The organism is Enterobacter cloacae complex sp. P6RS, assembly GCF_014982245.1.
GTDB classification, from domain to species: Bacteria; Pseudomonadota; Gammaproteobacteria; order Enterobacterales; family Enterobacteriaceae; genus Enterobacter; species Enterobacter bugandensis.
Map to the genome: position 1 here is coordinate 1 of NZ_JADCLB010000026.1, position 23,652 is coordinate 23,652.

General features: G+C 54.5%; 21 protein-coding genes. 4 read left to right on the plus strand and 17 right to left on the minus strand.

Annotated elements, in window-relative coordinates; translation table 11 throughout:
- Positions 1-257: 257 nt before the first annotated feature.
- The 15 genes from glmS to asnC form a co-directional block, all read right to left on the minus strand.
- The gene (glmS, locus tag INF73_RS18550; RefSeq protein WP_047366743.1) at positions 258-2,087 is read right to left on the minus strand and encodes a glutamine--fructose-6-phosphate transaminase (isomerizing); all 1,830 of its coding nucleotides are present in this window, start codon (positions 2,085-2,087) and stop codon (positions 258-260) included.
- 223 nt (positions 2,088-2,310) lie between these two features.
- Positions 2,311-3,681 (minus strand): bifunctional UDP-N-acetylglucosamine diphosphorylase/glucosamine-1-phosphate N-acetyltransferase GlmU, encoded by a 1,371-nt coding sequence (glmU, locus tag INF73_RS18555; protein ID WP_045631290.1) that lies wholly within the window; start codon positions 3,679-3,681, stop codon positions 2,311-2,313.
- 138 nt (positions 3,682-3,819) lie between these two features.
- Positions 3,820-4,239 carry a F0F1 ATP synthase subunit epsilon gene (locus tag INF73_RS18560; RefSeq protein ID WP_003862360.1) on the minus strand — a complete coding sequence of 140 codons (420 nt, stop codon included), beginning with the start codon at positions 4,237-4,239 and terminating at the stop codon, positions 3,820-3,822.
- A gap of 20 nt (positions 4,240-4,259) precedes the next feature.
- Positions 4,260-5,642 (minus strand): F0F1 ATP synthase subunit beta, encoded by a 1,383-nt coding sequence (gene atpD / locus INF73_RS18565; protein WP_003862362.1) that lies wholly within the window; start codon positions 5,640-5,642, stop codon positions 4,260-4,262.
- A 31-nt stretch (positions 5,643-5,673) separates the two neighbouring features.
- Entirely contained in the window at positions 5,674-6,537 is an 864-nt protein-coding gene (gene atpG / locus INF73_RS18570; RefSeq protein WP_003862364.1) for a F0F1 ATP synthase subunit gamma, read from the minus strand.
- 51 nt (positions 6,538-6,588) lie between these two features.
- Positions 6,589-8,130 (minus strand): F0F1 ATP synthase subunit alpha, encoded by a 1,542-nt coding sequence (gene atpA / locus INF73_RS18575; RefSeq protein WP_003862367.1) that lies wholly within the window; start codon positions 8,128-8,130, stop codon positions 6,589-6,591.
- Positions 8,131-8,142: 12 nt separating this feature from the next.
- A complete protein-coding gene (gene atpH / locus INF73_RS18580; protein WP_003862369.1) occupies positions 8,143-8,676 on the minus strand; it encodes a F0F1 ATP synthase subunit delta in 534 nt (177 codons plus the stop codon).
- 14 nt (positions 8,677-8,690) lie between these two features.
- Positions 8,691-9,161, minus strand: a complete 471-nt coding sequence (gene atpF, locus INF73_RS18585) for a F0F1 ATP synthase subunit B (protein ID WP_003862370.1) — start codon at positions 9,159-9,161, stop codon at positions 8,691-8,693.
- A gap of 48 nt (positions 9,162-9,209) precedes the next feature.
- Positions 9,210-9,449, minus strand: coding sequence for a F0F1 ATP synthase subunit C (gene atpE, locus INF73_RS18590; protein WP_000429386.1), 240 nt, complete (start codon positions 9,447-9,449; stop codon positions 9,210-9,212).
- 49 nt (positions 9,450-9,498) lie between these two features.
- On the minus strand, positions 9,499-10,314 hold the full coding sequence (gene atpB / locus INF73_RS18595; RefSeq protein WP_028014916.1) for a F0F1 ATP synthase subunit A: 816 nt from the start codon (positions 10,312-10,314) through the stop codon (positions 9,499-9,501).
- 8 nt (positions 10,315-10,322) lie between these two features.
- Entirely contained in the window at positions 10,323-10,703 is a 381-nt protein-coding gene (gene atpI / locus INF73_RS18600) for a F0F1 ATP synthase subunit I (protein WP_008500194.1), read from the minus strand.
- 616 nt (positions 10,704-11,319) lie between these two features.
- Positions 11,320-11,943 carry a 16S rRNA (guanine(527)-N(7))-methyltransferase RsmG gene (gene rsmG, locus INF73_RS18605; protein ID WP_193532915.1) on the minus strand — a complete coding sequence of 208 codons (624 nt, stop codon included), beginning with the start codon at positions 11,941-11,943 and terminating at the stop codon, positions 11,320-11,322.
- Positions 11,944-12,050: 107 nt separating this feature from the next.
- A complete protein-coding gene (gene mnmG / locus INF73_RS18610; RefSeq protein WP_045261176.1) occupies positions 12,051-13,940 on the minus strand; it encodes a tRNA uridine-5-carboxymethylaminomethyl(34) synthesis enzyme MnmG in 1,890 nt (629 codons plus the stop codon).
- 374 nt (positions 13,941-14,314) lie between these two features.
- Entirely contained in the window at positions 14,315-14,764 is a 450-nt protein-coding gene (mioC, locus tag INF73_RS18615; protein WP_193542854.1) for an FMN-binding protein MioC, read from the minus strand.
- Positions 14,765-14,854: 90 nt separating this feature from the next.
- Positions 14,855-15,313 (minus strand): transcriptional regulator AsnC, encoded by a 459-nt coding sequence (gene asnC / locus INF73_RS18620; RefSeq protein ID WP_008500198.1) that lies wholly within the window; start codon positions 15,311-15,313, stop codon positions 14,855-14,857.
- Positions 15,314-15,464: 151 nt separating this feature from the next.
- Here asnC and asnA point away from each other — a divergent pair, with 151 nt between their 5' ends.
- Positions 15,465-16,457: an aspartate--ammonia ligase gene (gene asnA / locus INF73_RS18625; RefSeq protein WP_193542856.1), complete on the plus strand. Its 993-nt coding sequence runs from the start codon at positions 15,465-15,467 to the stop codon at positions 16,455-16,457.
- On the opposite strand, the gene viaA is transcribed toward asnA, so the two are convergent.
- Complete coding sequence (gene viaA, locus INF73_RS18630; RefSeq protein ID WP_193542859.1) at positions 16,458-17,909, minus strand: ATPase RavA stimulator ViaA; 1,452 nt, start codon at positions 17,907-17,909, stop codon at positions 16,458-16,460.
- Positions 17,903-19,399 (minus strand): ATPase RavA, encoded by a 1,497-nt coding sequence (ravA, locus tag INF73_RS18635; RefSeq protein ID WP_045631286.1) that lies wholly within the window; start codon positions 19,397-19,399, stop codon positions 17,903-17,905. Before ravA ends, viaA begins: the two co-directional genes overlap by 7 nt.
- Before the next feature lie 221 nt (positions 19,400-19,620).
- Here ravA and kup point away from each other — a divergent pair, with 221 nt between their 5' ends.
- From kup to rbsA, 3 genes are all read left to right on the plus strand, one after another.
- Entirely contained in the window at positions 19,621-21,489 is a 1,869-nt protein-coding gene (kup, locus tag INF73_RS18640; RefSeq protein ID WP_193542861.1) for a low affinity potassium transporter Kup, read from the plus strand.
- A 226-nt stretch (positions 21,490-21,715) separates the two neighbouring features.
- Positions 21,716-22,135 (plus strand): D-ribose pyranase, encoded by a 420-nt coding sequence (rbsD, locus tag INF73_RS18645; protein ID WP_003862392.1) that lies wholly within the window; start codon positions 21,716-21,718, stop codon positions 22,133-22,135.
- Between the two features lie 7 nt (positions 22,136-22,142).
- Positions 22,143-23,648 (plus strand): ribose ABC transporter ATP-binding protein RbsA, encoded by a 1,506-nt coding sequence (rbsA, locus tag INF73_RS18650; RefSeq protein WP_041911754.1) that lies wholly within the window; start codon positions 22,143-22,145, stop codon positions 23,646-23,648.
- Positions 23,649-23,652 lie beyond the last annotated feature (4 nt).

Here is a 23,652-nt window from a genome sequence, read left to right on the forward strand (position 1 = left end):
TTAATATTCCTTTTCAGTATACACATAAAAAGGACACATCTTTTATAAACAAACCATTTTTAGGATTCCGTTAATAAAAACTGATCGTTTAGTGATCAAAATAGAGAATACTAATGCTTAGACGTAATTTCGGTCATTATTCACACAATAAAGTAACAAAATACGTCAGAATAAGAGAATTAATAGCAACGCGAAAGCTGATGAGAAAAAAGTAAGGAAAAAATGGCTACACGTCGTGTAGCCATTAACAGAAGGGATTATTCTACGGTGACTGATTTCGCCAGGTTACGCGGCTGGTCAACGTCGGTGCCTTTGATCAGCGCCACGTGGTAAGCCAGCAGCTGCAGCGGAACGGTGTAGAAGATCGGTGCAATCACCTCTTCCACATGCGGCATCTCGATGATGTGCATGTTGTCGCTGCTGGCGAAACCGGCATCTTTATCAGCGAAGACGTACAGCACGCCGCCGCGGGCGCGGACTTCTTCGATGTTGGACTTCAGTTTTTCCAGCAGTTCGTTGTTCGGTGCGACAACAATGACCGGCATATCCGCGTCAATCAGCGCCAGCGGGCCATGCTTAAGCTCGCCTGCCGCGTAGGCTTCCGCGTGGATGTAGGAGATCTCTTTCAGCTTCAGTGCGCCTTCCAGCGCAATAGGGTACTGATCGCCACGGCCCAGGAACAGGGCGTGATGTTTGTCAGAGAAGTCTTCCGCCAGCGCCTCAATGCGTTTGTCCTGAGACAGCATCTGCTCAATACGGCTCGGCAGCGCCTGGAGACCGTGAACGATGTCGTGCTCAACGGAAGCATCTTCGCCTTTCAGACGCGCCAGCTTCGCCACCAGCATCAGCAGAACGGTCAGCTGAGTGGTAAACGCTTTGGTGGAGGCCACGCCGATTTCGGTGCCCGCTTTGGTCATCAGCGCCAGATCGGATTCACGCACCAGGGATGAGCCCGGGACGTTACAGATGGCCAGCGAGCCCAGATAACCCAATTCCTTAGACAGACGCAGCGCTGCCAGCGTATCCGCCGTTTCGCCGGACTGGGAAAGGGTGATCATCAGGCTGTTACGGCGCACAGCGGATTTACGATAGCGGAACTCAGACGCGATTTCGACATCGCACGGCACGCCTGCCAGGGATTCAAACCAGTAGCGAGAGACCATACCAGAGTTATAAGAGGTACCGCAGGCTACGATCTGAATATGTTCAACCTTGCCGAGCAGTTCGTTGGCGTTTGCCCCCAGCTCGCTCAGATCCACCTCGCCGTGGCTGATGCGCCCGGTCAGAGTGTTTTTGATAGCGTTCGGCTGCTCGTAGATCTCTTTCTGCATGTAGTGACGGTAAGCGCCTTTGTCGCCCGCGTCGTACTGCAGGTTAGATTCGATCTCCTGACGCTTCACCTGCTCGCCTTTGGTGTCGAAGACGGTCACGCTGCGGCGCGTCACTTCCGCAATATCGCCCTCTTCCAGGAAGATAAAGCGACGGGTGACCGGCAGGAGCGCCAACTGATCGGAGGCGATAAAGTTTTCACCCATGCCCAGACCGATAACCATCGGGCTACCGGAACGCGCGGCCAGCAGGGTAGATGGATCACGGGAGTCCATGATCACCGTACCATATGCACCGCGCAGCTGAGGGATAGCGCGCAGCACCGCATCACGCAGCGTACCGCCCTTTGCCAGCTCCCAGTGAACCAGGTGAGCAATCACTTCGGTGTCAGTTTCAGAGACGAAGGTATAGCCGCGCGCTTTCAGTTCTTCGCGCAGCGGTTCGTGGTTTTCGATAATGCCGTTATGCACCACCACGATGTGTTCAGACACATGCGGGTGCGCGTTACCTTCAGACGGTTCGCCGTGCGTCGCCCAGCGGGTGTGCGCGATACCAGTACCACCGTGCAGCGGATGTTCTTCCGCGGCCTGAGCCAGCATCTGCACTTTACCGAGGCGACGCAGGCGGGTCATATGCCCTTCTGCATCCACGACAGCCAGACCGGCAGAGTCGTAACCACGGTATTCCAGACGACGTAAACCTTCGAGAAGGATTTCAGCAATATCACGCTGCGCAACTGCGCCAACAATTCCACACATATTTTAGATTCCGAATTTAGGCATTATGCCTGCGTTGTCGCTGACCTGTATTTACCCTTTCCGGGCGCCCCGAGCCTTGTAGAGAGTGGGGTTATTTTTATGGGTACTGCTTGTGGGGGGAGATATATATTTATCTCCTCTCCCGGGTTTGCCTGATGACGGCTACGCCTTATCAGGCCTACTCAATCGTAGGCGGGTAAGCGTAGCGCCACCCGCCTTGTTGTTACTTTTTCTTCACCGGGCGTTTCCAGCCCTGCTTGTGTACCTGCGGCACGCGGCTTAACACCAGCTCGTTATCCGCTACGTCGCGCGTGACGGTCGTGCCGGCGGCAATGGTCACGCCGTTACCCACAGTAACCGGTGCCACCAGCTGCGTGTCCGAGCCCACGAACACGTCATCGCCGATGATGGTTTTAAACTTATTGGCGCCGTCATAGTTACAGGTAATGGTTCCTGCACCAATATTCACGTTATCGCCAATCTCCGCGTCGCCCAGATAGGTCAAATGACCGGCTTTCGAGCCTTTACCCAGACGCGCTTTTTTCATTTCCACGAAGTTGCCCACGTGCGCGCCTTCCAGCAGCTCAGCGCCCGGGCGCAGACGCGCAAACGGGCCGATGGTACACGCTGCTTCAAGGTGAGCATCTTCCACCACGCTGTACGGGCTGATTTCGCAGTCGTCGCCGATAACGCTGTTTTTAATCACGCAGCCGGCGCCAATTTTGACACGGTTGCCCAGCGTGACGTTGCCTTCAAGAATAACGTTAGTATCGATCTCAACGTCGCGCCCGTGAGACACGGTGCCGCGCAAATCGAAACGCGCCGGATCGCGCAGCATGACGCCAGCAAGCAGCAGCTTCTCTGCCTGCTCGGACTGATAAATACGCTCAAGACGGGAAAGCTGCAGGCGGTTATTCACGCCGTCCGTTTCGCTGATGCGCGCCGGATGAACGGCGGCGATCTCACGCCCTTCGTGATACGCCATCGCAATGATGTCGGTGATGTAGTACTCACCTTGCGCGTTATTGTTGTCGAGCTGAGAGAGCCAGCGCTTCATGTCAGCGCCATTGGCAATCAGGATGCCGGTGTTGATCTCCTGAATCTTGCGCTGTTCATCACTGGCATCTTTATGTTCAACGATACCCGTTACGTTGCCGTTTTCACGCGTGATACGGCCATAGCCCGTTGGATCGTCCAGCACAACGGTCAATAAACCGATGCCGCCCTGCGGCTTGGCTGCACGAAGGCGAGTCAGCGTTTCAACGGAGATCAGCGGAACATCACCGTAGAGCATCAGAATATCTTCGTCATCGGCAAAGAATGGCGCAGCCTGCTGCATCGCATGACCGGTACCCAGCTGTTCAGCCTGAAGCACCCAGTTGAGCGCATCATCGCTCAGCGTCTTTTTAAGCAGATCGCCGCCGTGGCCGTAGACCAGGTGAACCTGACGGGCACCTAGTTCATTCGCTGCATCAATGACATGCTGCACCATTGGCTTTCCTGCCAGCGTGTGGAGCACTTTAGGCAGATCGGAATACATGCGGGTACCTTTGCCAGCGGCAAGGATCACCACGCTCATCGCACTGTTTGACATACGCATCCTGACGGTAGTTTGAGTGAGAAGTAAAAACGTTTGATGCCTAAAATTCTACATCTTTTTCATCATGAATTAAGGATGAAAAAAAAAGCCAGTCTGGTATCCAGACTGGCTTTTGTGCTTTTCAAGCCGGTGTTACATCGCTTTTTTGGTCAACTCGATAACGCGCAGTTTCGCGATCGCTTTGGCCAGCTCCGCAGACGCCTGAGCGTAATCCACGTCGCCATGAGAGCTGTTAATGTGCTCTTCAGCCTTACGCTTCGACTCCAGGGCTCGCGCTTCGTCGAGATCCTGGCCACGAATAGCGGTATCGGCCAGAACGGTCACACTGCCAGGCTGCACTTCAAGAATGCCGCCGGACAGATAGATAAACTCTTCGTGACCGAACTGTTTAACGATGCGGATCATACCAGGCTTAATGGCGGTGAGCAGCGGTGCGTGACCCGGGAAAATACCCAGTTCACCTTCACTGCCCGTTACCTGGATTTTCTCGACCAGACCAGAGAACATTTGTTGCTCTGCGCTGACGACGTCCAGGTGGTAAGTCATTGCCATATCACCCTCCGATTAAGGCGTTAAAGTTTTTTGGCTTTTTCCACGGCTTCTTCGATGGAACCAACCATGTAGAACGCCTGCTCTGGCAGGTGATCGTATTCGCCTTCCATGATGCCTTTAAAGCCACGGATGGTGTCTTTCAGGGAAACGTATTTACCCGGAGAACCGGTGAATACTTCCGCAACGAAGAACGGCTGGGACAGGAAGCGCTGGATCTTACGCGCACGTGCTACCACCAGTTTGTCTTCTTCAGACAGCTCATCCATACCGAGGATGGCGATGATGTCTTTCAGTTCCTGGTAACGCTGCAGCAGGGACTGTACGCCACGCGCGGTGTCGTAGTGTTCCTGGCCAACAACCAGTGGATCCAGCTGACGGCTGGTGGAGTCCAGCGGGTCAACGGCCGGGTAGATACCCAGAGACGCGATCTGACGGCTCAGTACCACGGTTGCGTCTAAGTGCGCAAAGGTGGTTGCTGGAGATGGGTCAGTCAAGTCATCCGCAGGTACGTATACCGCCTGAACGGAGGTGATAGAACCGGTTTTGGTAGAGGTGATACGTTCCTGAAGAACACCCATCTCTTCCGCCAGCGTAGGCTGATAACCTACCGCTGAAGGCATACGACCCAGCAGTGCAGATACTTCAGTACCGGCCAGGGTGTAACGGTAGATGTTATCAACGAACAGCAGAACGTCACGACCTTCGTCACGGAATTTCTCAGCCATTGTCAGGCCGGTCAGCGCAACGCGCAGACGGTTTCCTGGTGGCTCGTTCATCTGGCCGTAAACCAGGGATACTTTGTCCAGAACGTTTGAGTCGGTCATTTCGTGGTAGAAGTCGTTACCCTCACGAGTACGTTCACCTACGCCCGCAAACACGGAGTAACCGGAGTGCTCGATCGCGATGTTACGGATCAGCTCCATCATGTTTACGGTTTTACCTACACCCGCACCACCGAACAGACCCACTTTACCGCCCTTCGCAAACGGACACATCAGGTCGATAACTTTGATGCCGGTTTCCAGCAGTTCCTGAGAGCTGGACAGCTCTTCGTAGGAAGGTGCCGCGCGGTGGATAGCCCAACGCTCTTCTTCACCGATGTCGCCTTTCATGTCGATTGGCTGACCCAATACGTTCATGATACGACCCAGCGTTGCTTTACCTACAGGCACTTCGATCGGGTGCTCAAGGTCTTTAACTTCCAGACCACGACGCAGACCGTCGGAAGAACCCATGGCGATGGTACGCACGATACCGCCGCCGAGCTGCTGCTGAACTTCCAGCACCAGGCTCTCGTTACCATTCTGTACCTCAAGCGCGTCGTACACGCGTGGTACGGCGTCCTGAGGGAACTCGACGTCCACCACGGCGCCGATTACCTGGACAATCTTTCCAGTAGCCATCTTGAATCCTCTACGTAATTCGTAAACCTGGTTAAACCGCGGCGGCCCCCGAGACGATCTCGGTGAGTTCCTGAGTAATGCTGGCCTGACGAGCTTTGTTGTAAACCAACTGCAGCTCTTTAATCAGGCTGCCGCCATTATCGGTCGCGGCTTTCATCGCCACCATTCGTGCGGCCTGCTCGCTGGCCAGGTTTTCTACAACGCCCTGATAAACCTGAGATTCAACGTAACGACGCAGCAGGGTATCCAGCAGCGGTTTCGGATCGGGTTCATACAGGTAATCCCAGGCTTTCTGCTTCAGCTCGTCATCTTCTGATGCCGGTAACGGCAGCATCTGAGTGAGCGTTGGAACCTGAGACATGGTGTTAATGAATTTGTTGCTGACAACGTACAGTCTGTCCAGACGGCCTTCATCGTAGGCCTGCAACATCACTTTAACCGGGCCGATCAGTTCGGACAGGGACGGGTTATCACCCATACCGGTCACCTGAGCGACAATGTTGCCACCAACGGAGTTAAAGAAAGAGACGCCTTTAGAGCCAATCAGTGCCAGATCGCACTGAACGCCTTTATCAGACCAGCCTTTCATATCCGCCAGCAGTTTTTTGAACAGGTTAATGTTCAAGCCGCCACACAGACCACGGTCAGTCGACACCACCAGGTAGCCCACGCGCTTAACGTCGCGTTCTTCCAGGTAAGGGTGCTTATATTCCAGATTACCGTTTGCAAGGTGACCAATCACTTTGCGCATGGTCTCTGCATAAGGACGGCTGGCCGCCATGCGATCCTGCGATTTACGCATTTTGGAAGCGGCGACCATCTCCATCGCTTTAGTGATCTTTTGCGTGTTCTGGACGCTTGCGATCTTACTACGTATCTCTTTTGCGCCGGCCATGAGCTTCTCCTCAATGCCAGGCGGCTTGCCCTGAGACAAGCCGCCGGACGATTACCAGGATTGGGTTGCTTTGAAGGAATCGAGGATAGCTTTCAGCTTGCCTTCGATTTCGTCGTTATAGCCACCGGTCTGGTTGATCTCTTGCATCAGCGGAGCGTGATCACGGTCGACGTAAGCCAGCAGAGCGGCTTCAAAGCTACCGATTTTCGCCAGTTCCACATCTTCGAGGTAACCGCGTTCAGCCGCGAACAGTACCAGGCCCTGCTGAGCAACAGACATTGGAGCGTACTGTTTCTGCTTCAGCAGCTCGGTCACTTTCTGACCGTGGCTCAGCTGTTTACGGGTTGCTTCGTCCAGATCGGATGCGAACTGAGAGAACGCAGCCAGTTCACGATACTGTGCCAGCGCGGTACGGATACCACCGGACAGTTTCTTGATGATCTTGGTCTGAGCAGCACCACCCACACGGGATACGGAGATACCCGGGTTAACCGCCGGACGAATACCGGAGTTAAACAGGTTGGTTTCCAGGAAGATCTGACCATCGGTAATGGAGATTACGTTGGTCGGAACGAACGCAGAAACGTCACCCGCCTGGGTTTCAATGATCGGCAGCGCGGTCAGAGAACCTGTTTTGCCCTTCACTTCACCTTTGGTGAAGTTCTCGACGTATTCCGCGTTAACGCGGGAAGCACGCTCCAGCAGACGAGAGTGGAGGTAGAATACGTCACCCGGGAATGCTTCACGTCCTGGTGGACGACGGAGCAGCAGGGAAACCTGACGATAAGCAACAGCCTGTTTAGACAGGTCATCGTATACGATCAGCGCATCTTCACCGCGGTCACGGAAGTATTCGCCCATTGCGCAACCGGCGTATGGCGCCAGGTATTGCAGTGCAGCAGATTCAGACGCGGTTGCTACCACAACGATGGTGTTAGACAGTGCGCCGTGCTCTTCCAGTTTACGAACCACGTTAGAAATGGTGGACGCTTTCTGGCCGATAGCCACGTACACACATTTGATGCCGGAGTCACGCTGGTTGATGATGGCGTCGATTGCCATCGCGGTTTTACCGGTCTGACGGTCACCGATGATCAGTTCACGCTGACCACGACCGATTGGGATCATGGCGTCAACGGACTTATAACCAGTCTGCACTGGCTGATCAACGGACTGACGGTCGATAACGCCTGGTGCGATAACTTCGATTGGGGAGAAGCCATCGTGCTCAACCGGACCTTTACCGTCGATTGGCGCACCCAGGGTGTTAACAACGCGACCCAGCAGGCCACGGCCAACCGGCACTTCCAGAATACGGCCAGTACACTTAACCTTCATGCCTTCGGCGAGGTCAGCGTATGGACCCATCACAACTGCACCTACGGAGTCGCGCTCCAGGTTCAGTGCGATAGCGTAACGGTTACCCGGCAGGGAAATCATCTCACCCTGCATACAATCGGCCAGGCCGTGGATGCGGATAACACCGTCACTTACAGAAACAATAGTACCTTCGTTGTGAGCTTCACTCACAACATTGAACTGAGCAATGCGCTGCTTGATCAGTTCGCTGATTTCGGTGGAATTCAGTTGCATGCTCCAGTCCCCTTAAGACTGCAAGACGTCTGCAAGGCGCTCAAGACGGCCGCGTACGCTGCCATCAATGACCATATCACCCGAGCGGATGATTACGCCTGCCATTACAGACTTATCGATTTTGCAATTCAGCTTAACTTTGCGTGACAGACGTTTTTCCATCGCGGCGGTAATTTTCGCAAGCTGTTCGTCACTCAGTTCAGTCGCGGAAGTCACTTCGACTTCTGCAGTTGCTTCACTAAGGGCACGTAAGTGCTCAAACTGCTCGAGAACATCCGGGAGCACACGGAGACGACCATTTTCTGCCATCACCTTAATCAGGTTCTGGCCGTTGGCATCCAGTTGCTCTCCGCACACGGCGATAAACGACGCGGCGAGGGTTTCAGGCGCTAACGCACCGGAAAGCAACTCGGCCATTTGTTCGTTTTTCGTCACCTCAGCGGCAAACGCCAGCATATTCTGCCAGCGATCGACATTTTGGTGTTCGACAGCAAAGTCAAAAGCTGCTTTGGCGTAGGGGCGAGCTACCGTAACAAATTCAGACATCAGCCCCTCCCTCCTTACAGTTCAGCGACAAGTTTGTCCACGATGTCGCTGTTAGCAGCTTCATCCACGGAACGTTCGATGATCTTCTCGGCGCCAGCAACAGCCAGAATCGCAACCTGCTTACGCAGTTCTTCACGAGCACGTTTACGCTCAGCTTCAATTTCAGCCTGAGCCTGTGTCACGATCTTAGTACGTTCCTGTTCTGCTTCAGCTTTGGCTTCGTCCAGGATCTGAGAACGGCGCTTGTTAGCCTGTTCAATGATTACCTGAGCTTCAGCTTTCGCTTTTTTCAGCTGGTCTGTCGCGTTGGCCTGTGCAAGGTCCAAATCTTTCTTAGCGCGTTCTGCGGAAGCCAGACCGTCAGCAATTTCTTTCTGACGTTTTTCGATGGCAGCCATTAAAGGCGGCCATACATACTTCATGCAGAACCAGACAAAGAGAATAAACGCGATGGCCTGGCCGAGGATTGTTGCGTTCATGTTCACAGCACAATACCTCTTAAATTTCTGTGGCTTGGGGTTTTAAAACAACTACTACGCGACAGCAAACATCACGTACAGACCCAGACCTACAGCGATCATTGGGATAGCATCCACCAGACCCATAACGATAAAGAACTGAGTACGCAGCAGAGGAATCAGATCAGGTTGACGCGCTGCGCCTTCCAGGAATTTACCTCCGAGGATGCCGATACCGATCGCAGCACCGATAGCCGCCAGACCCATCATCACAGCGGCAGCCATGTACAGCAGATCCATATTCAGGTTTTCCATGACAGTCTCCAGTTTGTTTCAATTAAAACGTAGTAGTGTTGGTAAAAAATCAGTGCTCTTCAGACGCCATCGACAGATAGACGATCGTCAGAACCATGAAGATAAAGGCTTGCAGCGTAATGATCAGGATGTGGAAAATGGCCCACGGCACATTCAGAACCCACTGTGACCACCACGGCAGAAGACCCGCGATCAGAATGAAAATCAGCTCACCCGCATACATGTTGCCGAACAGTCGCAGACCCAGTGAAACAGGTTTGGACAGCAGGCTAACGCCTTCCAGGATCAGGTTGACCGGAATAAACGCCCAGTGGTTGAACGGCTGCAAGGTAAGCTCTTTCACAAAGCCGCTTACGCCTTTCATTTTGATGCTGTAGAAAAGAATCAGGATAAACACGCCCAGCGCCATCGACAGGGTGATGTTCACGTCCGCAGACGGTACAACACGCAGCGCAGGCAGGCCGAAGATATGCTCGCCGATGAACGGCAGCAGGTCAATTGGCAGCAGGTCCATCAGGTTCATCAGGAAGACCCAAACGAACACGGTCAGGGCCAGCGGAGCAATCAGCTTGCTCTTACCATGGTACATGTCTTTCACGCTGCCATGGACGAAGCCGATGATCATCTCAACGAACGTCTGGAATTTCCCTGGAACACCGCTGGTCGCTTTTTTAGCAACGCTGCGGAACATGGCCAGGAACAGAAGACCCAAAACCACCGAGAAGAACATGGAGTCGATGTTGATCGTCCAGAAGGTGGCCGGGGGGTTATGTGGATCCACCAGCGAGAATGTACGCAGGTCCAGCTGAAGGTTATTCAGATGGTGACCTATGTAATCCTGCGGCGTCATATTTTCTGAAGCCATGATGCCTTTTACCCTTTGTTATTGATTACAGCTGGAGCCAGAACTTGTACCACCAGCACCAAAACCCACGTTGCTATCAGCGGCATGAATACCACTTTCAAAACCGCCAGCGCCATCACCAGTAGAGCAAAGGTCAGCAACACCTTACACACTTCGCCGAGGGCGAAGGACCAGGCCACGCGGCCTTTGGCGGGTGTATGCGCCTGATGACGCCAGGCAAAAATCATAAACAACACGTTTGGCAGCACGACCGCCAAACCCCCGCACACGGCGGAGATGCCCCAGAAGGGGTCTTTGAGGCTAAACAGCAGTCCACTTGCTATCACAGCCAGAAACTGAATGAACAGAAGCTTACGAGCAACGTTTCTACTCAAGAGCGACACAGACATCACGTTTTTACTCCTGCTCCCTTCGAGGTATGCCGCGTGTCGTATAAAACGTCCTTTAAGGCTCAGAGTCAAGCATCAAAAAGCGGACAAATTATACGGTGCGTACCCGTGATTTCAAACATTAAGTAGCGAAAAGGTGAATAAATGTTTAAATATTTTTCCCCAGCGCTATTTTTTAACTTTCGTAGAAAGCACCGACCTTCGAGCAAAACTGCAAACAGCGCGAAAACGTTGACTACAAAGCGTGCACGAGATCACAAAACACACATTTGCGATAAGGTTGTATTTATCAAAGCCGTAAATCGCCCAGGATTATCTTTCTGAAATTAAACACAAAATATCGCAACTATTTTCAAAACAGCCCCGTACACAATAAAAACCTTTTATTGACATTCTTAATAAATAATTAACATTGCGTTCTGGTTACAGCCTTCCACTTTTAGCAGGCTGATATTTTCATAGTTGACTATCTTCGCGATGAATAATCGACTTGAGGTTAACCGCAAGAAAATCCCTGGTAAAAAAGCGGTTAAACGCTCTCTGGTTAACCCCGGTTAGTTGTGCTGTTTTTTAACATACTCAGAACAGCACAAATTCCACATTTTTTATTATTTTTTTAAAAATTGTTTGGCTTAATTATCACCAGATGACGTTCACCGTCGAGCTGCGGAACGTTTAATTTCTCGATGGTTTCAACGCTAAAACCTTCCGGAATCTGTTCAATTTCATCACCGGGCAGCTGCCCTTTCAGCGCATAAAAACGGCCATCTTCTGCCGGCAGATGCTTACACCAGCTCACCATGTCATTGAGCGAAGCAAACGCACGGCTGATAACGCCGTCAAACGGCGGCTCTGCCGGAAACTCCTCTACCCTGCTCTGTACGGGCGTGATGTTATCGAGCTTCAGTTCATGCTGAACCTGGCGTAAAAAGCGCACGCGCTTGCCCAGGCTGTCCAGCAGCGTGAAATGGCTCTCGGGTCGGACAATCGACAGCGGAACGCCCGGCAAACCCGGCCCCGTCCCCACGTCGATAAAACGTCCACCTTTCAGGTACGGCGCCACCACGATACTATCGAGAATATGGCGAACCAGCATCTCGTTGGGATCGCGCACAGACGTCAGGTTGTACGCTTTATTCCATTTGTTCAGCATATCGACATACGCCACCAGCTGGTTTTTCTGGTGATCGGTGAGCGAAATACCTGCCTGATCCAGCAGACGAGAGAGTTTGTTGAGCACGGTGAATACCTGTTGAGAGTTTTTTTGCCCGGTGGCGCTGCCGCTTACCGGGCCTACGAATAAGTAGGGCGGGTCAGCGAAGCGCTACCCGCCAAAAGCAATGTCAATTACGCGCTACGGCGCAGCATGCCCTGCTTTTTCAGCCACACCAGCAGGATCGAAATCGCCGCCGGCGTAACGCCCGAGATACGGGAGGCCTGGCCAATCGATACCGGTTTGTGATCGTTCAGCTTAGCGATCACTTCGTTGGAAAGGCCCGTCACCTGACGGTAGTCCAGCATTTCCGGCAGCAGCGTGTTTTCGTTGCGCTGCTGTTTTTCGATCTCATCCTGCTGACGCGCGATGTAGCCTTCGTACTTCACCTGAATTTCGACCTGCTCGGCAGCTTCAGCGTCTTCAAGGCCCGGTGCGAACGCGGTCAGTTTGACCAGATTCTCGTAGGTGACTTCAGGACGACGCAGCAGATCTTCGCCGCTGGCTTCACGCGACAGCGGCGCTGTTAAGTGAGCGTTCACTTCGGCAGCGGTTTCCGCCTGTGGGTTTACCCACGTGGTTTTCAGGCGCTGACGTTCCTGTTCAATACGTTCCAGCTTCTCGTTAAAGCGCGCCCAGCGTTCGTCATCCACCAGACCCAGCTCGCGGCCTATCTCGGTCAGACGCAGGTCGGCGTTGTCCTCGCGCAGCATCAGACGATATTCCGCGCGAGAGGTAAACATACGGTACGGTTCTTTGGTGCCCAGCGTGCAGAGATCGTCGACCAAAACGCCCAGATAGGCCTGAGAACGCGCCGGCGCCCAGCCCTCTTTCTCGGCAGAGAAGCGGGCAGCGTTCAGACCGGCAAGCAACCCCTGCGCTGCGGCTTCTTCGTAGCCGGTGGTGCCGTTAATCTGCCCCGCGAAGAACAGGCCGTGGATGAATTTGCTCTCCAGCGTCGGCTTCAGGTCACGCGGGTCGAAGAAATCGTACTCAATAGCGTAGCCAGGGCGAACGATTTTCGCATTCTCCATCCCCTGCATTGAGCGAACAATTTGCATCTGCACGTCGAATGGCAGGCTGGTGGAGATGCCGTTCGGGTAAATTTCGTTCGAGGTCAGCCCTTCCGGCTCCAGGAAGATCTGGTGCTGGTTACGATCGGCAAAGCGCATCACTTTGTCTTCGATCGACGGGCAGTAACGTGGGCCGATCCCTTCGATCACGCCAGCGTACATTGGGCTGCGATCGAGGTTATTGCGGATCACGTCATGGGTTTTTTCGTTGGTATGCGTGATGTAGCAAGGTACCTGCTGCGGGTGTTGCGCCGCGTTGCCCATGAACGAGAAGACCGGCATCGGGTTATCGCCGTGCTGTTGGGCCAGTACGCTGAAATCAATGGTGCGCGCATCGATACGCGGCGGCGTGCCGGTTTTCAGACGGCTGACGCGCAGCGGCAGTTCACGCAGACGACGAGACAGCGGAATGGACGGCGGATCGCCAGCACGGCCACCGCTGTAGTTGTCCAGACCAATATGGATTTTGCCGTCCAGGAATGTCCCGACCGTAAGCACCACGGCTTTGGCGCGGAACTTGAGGCCCATCTGGGTCACGGCGCCCACGACGCGATCGTTCTCAACGATAAGATCTTCTACCGCCTGCTGGAAGATCATCAGGTTCGGCTGGTTCTCCAGCGCGGTGCGCACGGCCTGGCGGTAAAGCACGCGGTCTGCCTGCGCACGAGTGGCGCGAACAGCAGGGCCTTTACTCGCGTTTAGTATCCTAAACTGAATGCCCGCATGATCGATCGCTTTCGCCATCAAGCCGCCAAGTGCATCCACTTCTTTTACCAGGTGTCCTTTCCCAATGCCGCCAATCGCCGGATTACAGGACATTTGTCCCAGCGTGTCGATATTGTGTGTCAAAAGCAGGGTCTGCTGACCCATTCGCGCTGCGGCCATTGCGGCCTCAGTGCCTGCATGACCCCCGCCAATGATGATGACGTCAAAAGGATCCTGATAAAACATGGTGGTCTGCCTCGCGTAAAGCGGTATGAAAATGGATTGAAGCCCGGGCCGTGGATTCTACTCAACTTTAGTCTTTCGAGAAAGCATTGGGATCCTGGGCTATTAAAAAGAAGATCTTTTTATTTAGAGATCTGTTCTACTGTGATCTCTTATTAGGATCGCGGACACGTGTGGATAAGTCCGATCCTGCAAATAAGATCATGCAGTTAGGAAGGATCGTTTGCTGTGAATGATCGGTGATCCAGGACCGTATAAGCTGGGATCAGATCGCGACTTTATACACAGGCCAAAAACGACGCTAGGGTTGTTCTTTGGATAACTACGGGTTAATACGAGCTTTTAACCAGAGTTATCCACATCTGTTCGCGCGATCTTTAATCGGTTTTGAGTAAATTTTTCCATTCCGCGAGCCAGATCTCGGCTGGATCCTCCGGAATGTCATGATCGAGGATGTTGATCTTGAGCGTTTCACCCAGCTGTTTTGCTCCGCAAGCGGTAACAGCGGCTTCGACCTTCTCTATTGCCCCGCAAAAGGTGTCATATTCACGACTGCCGATCCCCACTGCGCCAAAACGGACGTTTGAAAGGTCGGGCTGCTGTTCCAGCAGTTCGTCATATAAAGGTTGCAGGTTATCCGGCAGATCGCCCGCACCGTGCGTGGAGGTGATCAGCAGCCAGACCCCGTCAGCCGGGAGATCTTCAAGCAACGGCCCGTGCAGCGTTTGTGTAGAAAAGCCTGCATCTTCCAGCTTCTCAGCCAGATGTTCCGCTACGTATTCCGCACCGCCAAGGGTGCTGCCGCTGATAAGGGTAATGTCCGCCATTGATCGCTCGCTCAGATAAAGAGGGGGCCATTGTACGCTGTGAACGAGCTGGGATCTACCTGTGGAAAATGTGGGAATGAAATTGCCCGATCACGGGCGGATGGTACGCATGATCGGGTTTTGCAGGGAGATCAGTGTCTCGGTGGACTGAATTTCATCGATTGTTTGGATCTTGTTGATAAGTACCTGCTGGAGGGCATCGATGGAGCGGCACATCACCTTAATAAAGATGCTGTAGTGCCCGGTGGTGTAGTACGCCTCGGTGACTTCATCGAGCGCGTTCAGCTTTGCCAGCGCGGAGGGGTAATCTTTTGCGCTTTTAAGAATAATGCCGATGAAGCAGCAGACGTCGTAACCCAGCTGCTTCGGGCTGACGTCGATGCGCGCACCGGTAATGATCCCTGCCTGCTTCATCTTCTCTACGCGAACGTGAATGGTTCCCGGGCTGACGCCAAACTGTTTCGCCAGTTCGGCGTAGGCTGTACGGGCATTGGCCATTAAGGCCTCAAGGATGCCGCGGTCCAGATTGTCGATCTGATAATTTTCCATAGCTTTTTCTTATGAAGATTAACGAATACGTCTATTCTAGCGTCTTATTTTAACGAATCAAAAGTGAAGGTGGCTTTTTGTTGATGGGTTATTGAATTAAGTGTCGGTTCTGTTGCTTAATCATTATCAACAGGACGCAGGAGTATAAATAATGAAAACCGCTTACATCGCAAAACAACGCCAGATCAGTTTCGTAAAATCCCATTTTTCCCGCCAGCTTGAAGAGAAGCTTGGTCTTATTGAAGTTCAGGCGCCGATTCTTAGCCGCGTGGGTGACGGGACGCAGGATAACCTGTCTGGTTGCGAAAAAGCGGTACAGGTAAAAGTGAAAACACTGCCAAACGCCCAGTTCGAAGTGGTGCATTCCCTGGCGAAGTGGAAGCGTCAAACCCTGGGACAACACGACTTCAGCGCGGGCGAAGGGCTCTACACGCACATGAAAGCCCTTCGCCCCGATGAAGACCGCCTCTCCCCGATTCACTCTGTCTACGTTGACCAGTGGGACTGGGAGCGCGTAATGGGTGACGGCGAGCGTCATGTCGGTACGCTGAAATCCACCGTTGAGGCGATCTACGCCGGAATCAAAGCGACCGAAGCGGCCGTAAGCGAAGAGTTTGGTCTGGTACCGTTCCTGCCGGATACGATCCACTTTGTCCACAGCCAGGAACTGCTGAGCCGCTTCCCGGCTCTGGATGCCAAAGGCCGCGAGCGCGCGATCGCCAAAGAACTGGGCGCGGTATTTCTGATTGGCATCGGCGGCAAACTGTCTGATGGCAAACGTCACGACGTTCGTGCGCCGGATTATGATGACTGGAGCACCGCGGGCGAAAGCGAATATGCCGGTCTGAACGGCGATATTCTGGTCTGGAACCCGGTTCTGGAAGATGCGTTTGAGCTCTCTTCGATGGGGATCCGCGTGGATGCAGAGGCGCTAAAGCGCCAGCTGGCGGTGACCGGTGATGAAGATCGCCTTAAATTAGAGTGGCATCAGGCGCTGCTGCGCGGTGAAATGCCGCAGACCATCGGCGGCGGTATCGGGCAATCCCGTCTGACCATGCTGCTGCTGCAACTGTCTCACATTGGTCAGGTGCAGTGTGGAGTCTGGCCGCAGCAGGTACGTGAAAGCGTCGGTTCTCTTCTTTAACTAACGCCGCCAGCGCCTGAGCAGGCGGCTACGCAACCCGGTATCAAAGCGCCAGATATGATCGAAGATGCGCATGATGCCGGGTTTTCCATGTGCGGACATCGCCACGGCATGAAAACGGTGCTGGTGCACGCGCTGCAGCTCCTTCACTTTATTTACCACATCTTCCGGCAGCCGCTGGGCAATGAAATCGGAAATCACCACCGCATCAGCGTCGTACCAGTCGCCGCCCTGCATCCGTTCTACAATGCTGCGAAAACAGCTGGCCAGATCGGTGCCGCCGCGAAAACGTTGGCTTAAAAAGCGGATGGCCTGCTCAATGCCCTGCTGGTTCGTCAGCTCGTAGCCCACGACTTCGCTGGAGAAGAGCATGATAAAGCAGCGACGGCGGTCAGCGAGCGCCACGCGCATCAGCGCCAGACAGAACGCCTTCGCACACTGCTCGTTAAAGCCGCCCATTGAGCCAGACGTATCCACGCAGACAATAAACGGCCCGCGCGGCTGCTCATCAAAGTCCTGATGCACGACCGGGCGCTGGCTGAGCTTCTCTCGCCAGGCTTCGCCGTGCAGCCGATAGGTAAGAAGCTGTTTTTCCACCAGCCGACGGTAAAACTCATACTCCAGTTCGGTCATCCCCAGCGTGCTTAGCTCGGTCGGCAGCAGGCGCAGGATGTCGTCGCTTTGCTGGAGCCCGTCGACCTGCTCCGGCACGGTAGCCGGTTCGCGTACAAGGGTGCGGAAGGTTTCCATCGGGGCATCCTTCTTTGGGACCGATTTGGCCTCTCGCGAGCGGCCGAGCTGTTCCGCGAGCTTCATCAGCTCCGGCTGCTGGGTAAGAAAGTCGCCGTACTTCACGATCAGCTGATAATCCCCGCGCTGCAGCTGCCCGGCGCTCATATCCCAGAGGCGACCAGCGGCGTTTTCATTTTCTACCAGCACCTCTTCGAGCTGGCCACTCAGCGTCATGCGTTCCTGGACTTCGCTGAGCAGCTGTTCCCGCTCTTCATCCAGAAGCTGTTGGTTCAGCGTGGTAGCCTGGACGACCAGGCTCAGGCGCCAGCGCTGTAAAAAGAGCGTCTGCAGCGCCGGGGTAAAGGTGGCGTTTTCTGTGACCAGCATTCTGGCCTGGCTGGCAAACGGAGAGTGGACTTTATCGAGCAGGGTAAGGGTTTGCGGGATCTGGACGATAAACTGTGGCGTCGATAGCCGCTGACACTGCTGATAGGCCGCGACTTCCTCCGTCAGTTCGGGCGGGACTTCTGTCTCCTTAAACCGCTGCCGCAGATTGTCGCGCCAGCGCGGGAGATCGTCCGTCATCGCTTTTTTGAGTTTCGGGAATTTTTCAAAGAAGGCCGCCAGCTGCGGCGATGCCAGAAGGGTAATCACCACCTCCTCGATCAACCCTTCCTCGCTGACGGCCAGCATCATATTGAGCGTGTCCAGCGTTAGCATTGACGCGCCTGTTTGATCTGCGCGCTGACGTCCTGCAGGCTGGCTTCAATGCGACCTAGCCAGTCGCTATGAATAAAGAGGCATTTTTGCTGCTCGCTGAAGCGGGTGTGCTGCTGATGCCATTCGGTATCCAGCGCTTCCAGCTGTTGTTTAATCTCTTCCGGCACGCTGTCCGAGGCGGTGCCGGGAAGCGCAAGACGCGATCCCTGAAGGCTCACGTCGCGGATCACCAGGTGCTGACTGCTGTCCACTTCCATATTCAGCGGCTGCGCGAAACCGATGCCGTTGAGCTTTCCGCGGATCTCCCCGCCCTTATCCAGCCACTGCGCCAGCGGCTCGCGCTCAATCGTAATGTGCACCACCTGCATATCATGCAGCTTGAGGGGCTGCTGGAGCAGCAGTGTCAGCGTCGTGCCGGTCAGATCGGCGGGTAGCTCGTAATGCGGTTTGCGGGCGAACATGCCGCCCAGTCGGTTCACTTTTAGCGCGGTTTTATCGCTTTGCTGCTGCTGGAGCTGAATGCGCCGTTGGGCAATCGCCCCCAGCTGGTTGAGCATCGCCTGCTGCCCCCAGGCGTGCCCGGTCATCAAAACGTCCAGCTGCTGCTGCATCAGGTTCATGCCTTCTGCGTCGTGCCAGAGGCAGTCTTTTAGCAGGATCAGATCGATAGGGGCGACCGCGTCGCGACCGCTGAACAACGCGCTGGCCTGGAGCAGACGGATCGCTTTTTTCCAGCGACGATCTGAGACGTACGGGGCGGAAGGCAGGGAATCAAGCTGCTGGCGCAGCATGAAGATCAGCTCAAAGACGGCGTCGGGCAGCTTAATTTTGCCGATCTCGTCCTGCCACTGATGGTACTCCTCGTCCGTCACCTGCAGTGAAGGTGCCACCGGGTTTTCGTTTTCGTCCTGCTGGCTCACCAGCATTGAACGGAAGTTTGATTTATCCTGGACTTTATCCAGCCACAGGCGGATCAGCATACGGTCATACAGCGCTTCCAGGCTGCTGTCGGCTTCGGGCAGTTCGTTTGACGCGGCCACCAGTAGGCGCATGGGGATCTTCTCTTCGCTCGCGCCGTTGCGGAAGCGGCGTTCGTTGATTGCCGTCAGCAGGGTATTCAGAATGGCCGGGCCGGCTTTCCAGATCTCATCAAGAAAGACGATTTCCGCTTCCGGGAGATAGCCCGCCGTCAGACGCTCATAGCGCCCTTCATCTTTCAGCGCCTGAATAGAAAGCGGGCCGAAAACTTCTTCTGGCGTGGAGAAGCGCGTCATCAAATACTCGAATGCGCGAGCGTTCTGGAAAGCGAACTTTAGGCGGCGTGCAATCAAACTTTTGGCAATGCCCGGCGGTCCCAGCAGAAATACGCTTTCACCGCTCAATGCCGCCAGCAGGCAAAGGCGAATGGCGTGGCTACGCTCGTAAAGGCCTTTCTCCAGCGCGCTGCTGAGGCGGGAAATTCTTTCTGCTAATAAATGTGAGTGAGCCATAATAGTTTTGCATCCTTTCGCCGTTGTGGCGGCCAATTGAAGCGAGTATAGACGTTTCAGTCAGGGCTGGTAATAGGCTGAAGTGCGGCGCAATTTTCTTTGCGCTACATTAATGCGGTTGCATTTAGGGGTACGATTTTGCAATGAATCGTGCATACTGTGCGCTTTTTGTGGACCAAGGGACAGGAACACATTTGTTATTTAAACGAAAAGACTAGTCTATGAGCACTGATAATAAGCAATCATTACCCGCAATAACGCTTGCGGCGATCGGGGTTGTCTACGGTGATATCGGCACCAGCCCGCTTTATACGCTTCGTGAATGTTTGTCCGGCCAGTTTGGCTTTGGTGTTGAGCGCGATGCCGTGTTTGGCTTCCTGTCCCTCATCTTCTGGCTGCTAATTCTGGTCGTTTCCGTTAAATATCTCTCCTTCGTTATGCGTGCAGATAATGCGGGCGAAGGCGGGATCCTGACCCTGATGTCCCTTGCCGGTCGTAATACCTCGGCCAGAATGACGTCTGTGCTGGTGATTATCGGCCTGATAGGTGGCAGCTTCTTCTACGGGGAAGTGGTGATAACACCGGCTATCTCGGTGCTCTCGGCGATTGAAGGGCTGGAGATTATTGCCCCGCAGCTTGATGCCTGGGTTGTCCCGCTGGCAATCATCGTGTTGACGCTGCTGTTCATGATCCAGAAACACGGTACCGGGCTGGTGGGCAAACTGTTTGCGCCGATTATGCTGGCCTGGTTCCTGATCCTGGCGGCGCTCGGTTTGCGCAGCATTATTGCGAACCCGGACGTGCTGCATGCGCTAAACCCTTACTGGGCGGTGCATTTCTTCCTTGAATACAAAGTGGTTTCCTTCGTGGCGCTGGGTGCGGTCGTGCTCTCCATCACCGGTGTGGAGGCGCTCTATGCTGACATGGGGCATTTCGGGAAGCTGCCTATCCGCGTGGCATGGTTTATTGTGGTGCTCCCGTCGCTGGTGCTGAACTACTTCGGTCAGGGCGCGTTGTTGCTCAAGAACCCGGAAGCGATTAAGAACCCATTCTTCCTGCTGGCACCTGACTGGGCGCTGGTGCCTATGCTGATCCTCGCAACGCTGGCGACCGTGATTGCCTCTCAGGCGGTGATTTCCGGGGTGTTCTCTCTGACCCGTCAGGCCGTTCGTCTGGGATATCTCTCGCCAATGCGCATCATCCATACCTCAGAGATGGAGTCGGGCCAGATCTACATCCCGTTCGTTAACTGGCTGCTCTACTTCGCTGTTGTGATCGTGATTGTTAGCTTCGAACACTCCAGTAATCTGGCGGCGGCCTACGGTATTGCCGTGACCGGTACGATGGTGCTGACGTCGCTTCTCTCCACCACGGTGGCGTACCGCAACTGGCACTGGAATAAGTTCCTCGTGGGGATGATTCTGGTGGGCTTCCTGTGCATTGACTTGCCGCTGTTCTCTGCGAACCTCGACAAAATTGTCTCCGGTGGCTGGCTGCCGCTGACGCTGGGCCTGTTGATGTTCATTGTCATGACCACATGGAAAAGCGAGCGCTTCCGCCTGCTGCGCCGCATGCATGAGCACGGTAATTCTCTGGAGGCGATGATCGCGTCGCTTGAGAAATCCCCGCCGGTGCGCGTGCCGGGTACCGCGGTTTACATGTCTCGTGCCCTGAATGTGATCCCGTTTGCGCTGATGCATAACCTTAAGCACAACAAAGTGCTGCACGAGCGCGTGATCCTGCTGACGCTGCGCACCGAAGATGCGCCGTACGTTCACAACGTGCGCCGCGTACAGATTGAGCAGCTGTCCCCGACCTTCTGGCGCGTGGTGGCGAGCTACGGCTGGCGCGAAACGCCGAACGTGGAAGAGGTGTTCCACCGCTGCGGTCTGGAAGGGTTAAGCTGCCGGATGATGGAGACGTCGTTCTTTATGTCCCACGAGTCGCTGATCATCGGCAAGCGCCCATGGTACCTGCGTCTGCGCGGCAAGCTGTATCTGATCCTGCAGCGTAACGCCCTGCGCGCGCCTGACCAGTTTGAGATCCCGCCTAACCGCGTCATTGAGCTGGGGACGCAGGTTGAGATTTAAGTCTCCGTGCGGCCTGATGCCCTCACCCCGTCCCTCTCCCACAGGGAGAGGGCGCAAACATCTAAAACGGTAACCTGACGGTTACCGTTTTGCATTTACCTCCCCTCCATTTCACTTAGCGAAACGTTTCGACGTTGATCACAAATCCGTTACGTCATGATGGTTTTCTGAACATTTATGCGGCTACACTATTTTTAGCGAAACGTTTCGCTAGTGGAGCAAGAAAATGAAGAAAGGCACGGTTCTCAACTCAGAAATCTCATCGGTTATTTCCCGTCTTGGGCATACCGATACGCTGGTGGTTTGCGATGCAGGCTTACCGGTTCCGCGCAGCACAACCCGTATCGATATGGCGTTAACGCAGGGCGTGCCCTCGTTTATGCAGGTACTGGAGGTAGTGACGGCGGAGATGCAGGTTGAGGCGGCCATTCTCGCGGCGGAAATCAAACAACATAATCCGCAACTCCACGAAACGTTGCTCAGCCACATTGAGCAACTGCAACAACACCAGGGAAACACCATAGAAATTCGTTACACAACGCACGAACAGTTCAAACAACAAACCGCAGACAGTCAGGCGGTGATTCGCAGCGGGGAGTGTTCCCCGTATGCGAATATCATTCTCTGTGCTGGCGTCACCTTCTGAGGCCATCATGGACGCATTACTGCAACTCAAAGGGATCGATAAGTCGTTCCCGGGCGTAAAAGCCCTCTCCGGTGCGGCGCTTAACGTCTACCCAGGACGCGTGATGGCGCTGGTGGGCGAAAACGGTGCCGGCAAATCCACCATGATGAAAGTACTGACCGGGATCTATCAGCGTGATGCCGGTTCACTCGTTTGGCTGGGTAAAGAAACCACCTTTAACGGCCCGAAATCCTCTCAGGAAGCGGGCATCGGCATTATTCACCAGGAGCTGAACCTCATCCCGCAGCTGACCATTGCGGAAAACATCTTCCTGGGCCGCGAGTTCGTGAACCGGTTCGGCAAAATCGACTGGAAAACCATGTACGCCGAAGCGGACAAGCTGCTGGCGAAGCTGAACCTGCGCTTTAAGAGTGACCGTCTGGTGGGTGACCTTTCCATCGGCGATCAGCAGATGGTGGAAATCGCGAAGGTGCTGAGCTTCGAGTCGAAGGTCATCATTATGGATGAACCGACCGACGCCCTGACCGATACCGAAACCGAATCCCTGTTCCGCGTGATCCGCGAGCTGAAAGCGCAGGGACGCGGCATTGTCTATATCTCTCACCGCATGAAAGAGATCTTCGAAATTTGCGACGACGTTACCGTCTTCCGCGACGGCCAGTTTATCGCCGAGCGCGAAGTGGCGACGCTGACCGAAGATACGCTGATCGAAATGATGGTGGGACGTAAGCTCGAAGACCAATATCCGCATCTGGACAAAGCGCCGGGCGAGATCCGCCTGAAGGTAGATAATCTCTGCGGCCCGGGCGTAAACGATGTGACCTTTACCCTGCGTCAGGGCGAGATCCTGGGCGTGGCGGGCCTGATGGGTGCGGGCCGTACCGAGCTGATGAAAGTGCTGTACGGCGCACTGCCGCGCACCAGCGGTTACGTTACTCTTGACGGCCATGAAGTGGTGACCCGCTCGCCGCAGGACGGGCTGGCTAACGGCATCGTCTATATCTCCGAAGACCGCAAGCGCGACGGCTTAGTGCTGGGCATGTCGGTGAAAGAGAATATGTCCCTGACCGCGCTGCGCTATTTCAGCCATAGCGGCGGCAGCCTGAAGCATAAAGATGAGCAGCAGGCGGTCAGTGATTTTATCCGTCTCTTCAACGTTAAAACCCCGTCGATGGAGCAGGCTATTGGCCTGCTGTCCGGCGGGAATCAGCAGAAAGTGGCGATTGCCCGCGGGCTGATGACGCGCCCGAAGGTGTTGATCCTCGACGAGCCAACCCGCGGCGTGGACGTGGGCGCGAAAAAAGAGATCTATCAGCTGATTAACCAGTTCAAGGCCGACGGTCTGAGCATCATTCTGGTCTCTTCCGAGATGCCAGAGGTATTAGGCATGAGCGATCGCATTATCGTCATGCATGAAGGGCATCTCGGCGGTGAATTCACTCGCGAGCAGGCCACCCAGGAAGTTCTGATGGCTGCCGCTGTGGGCAAGCTTAATCGCGTGAATCAGGAGTAAGAAG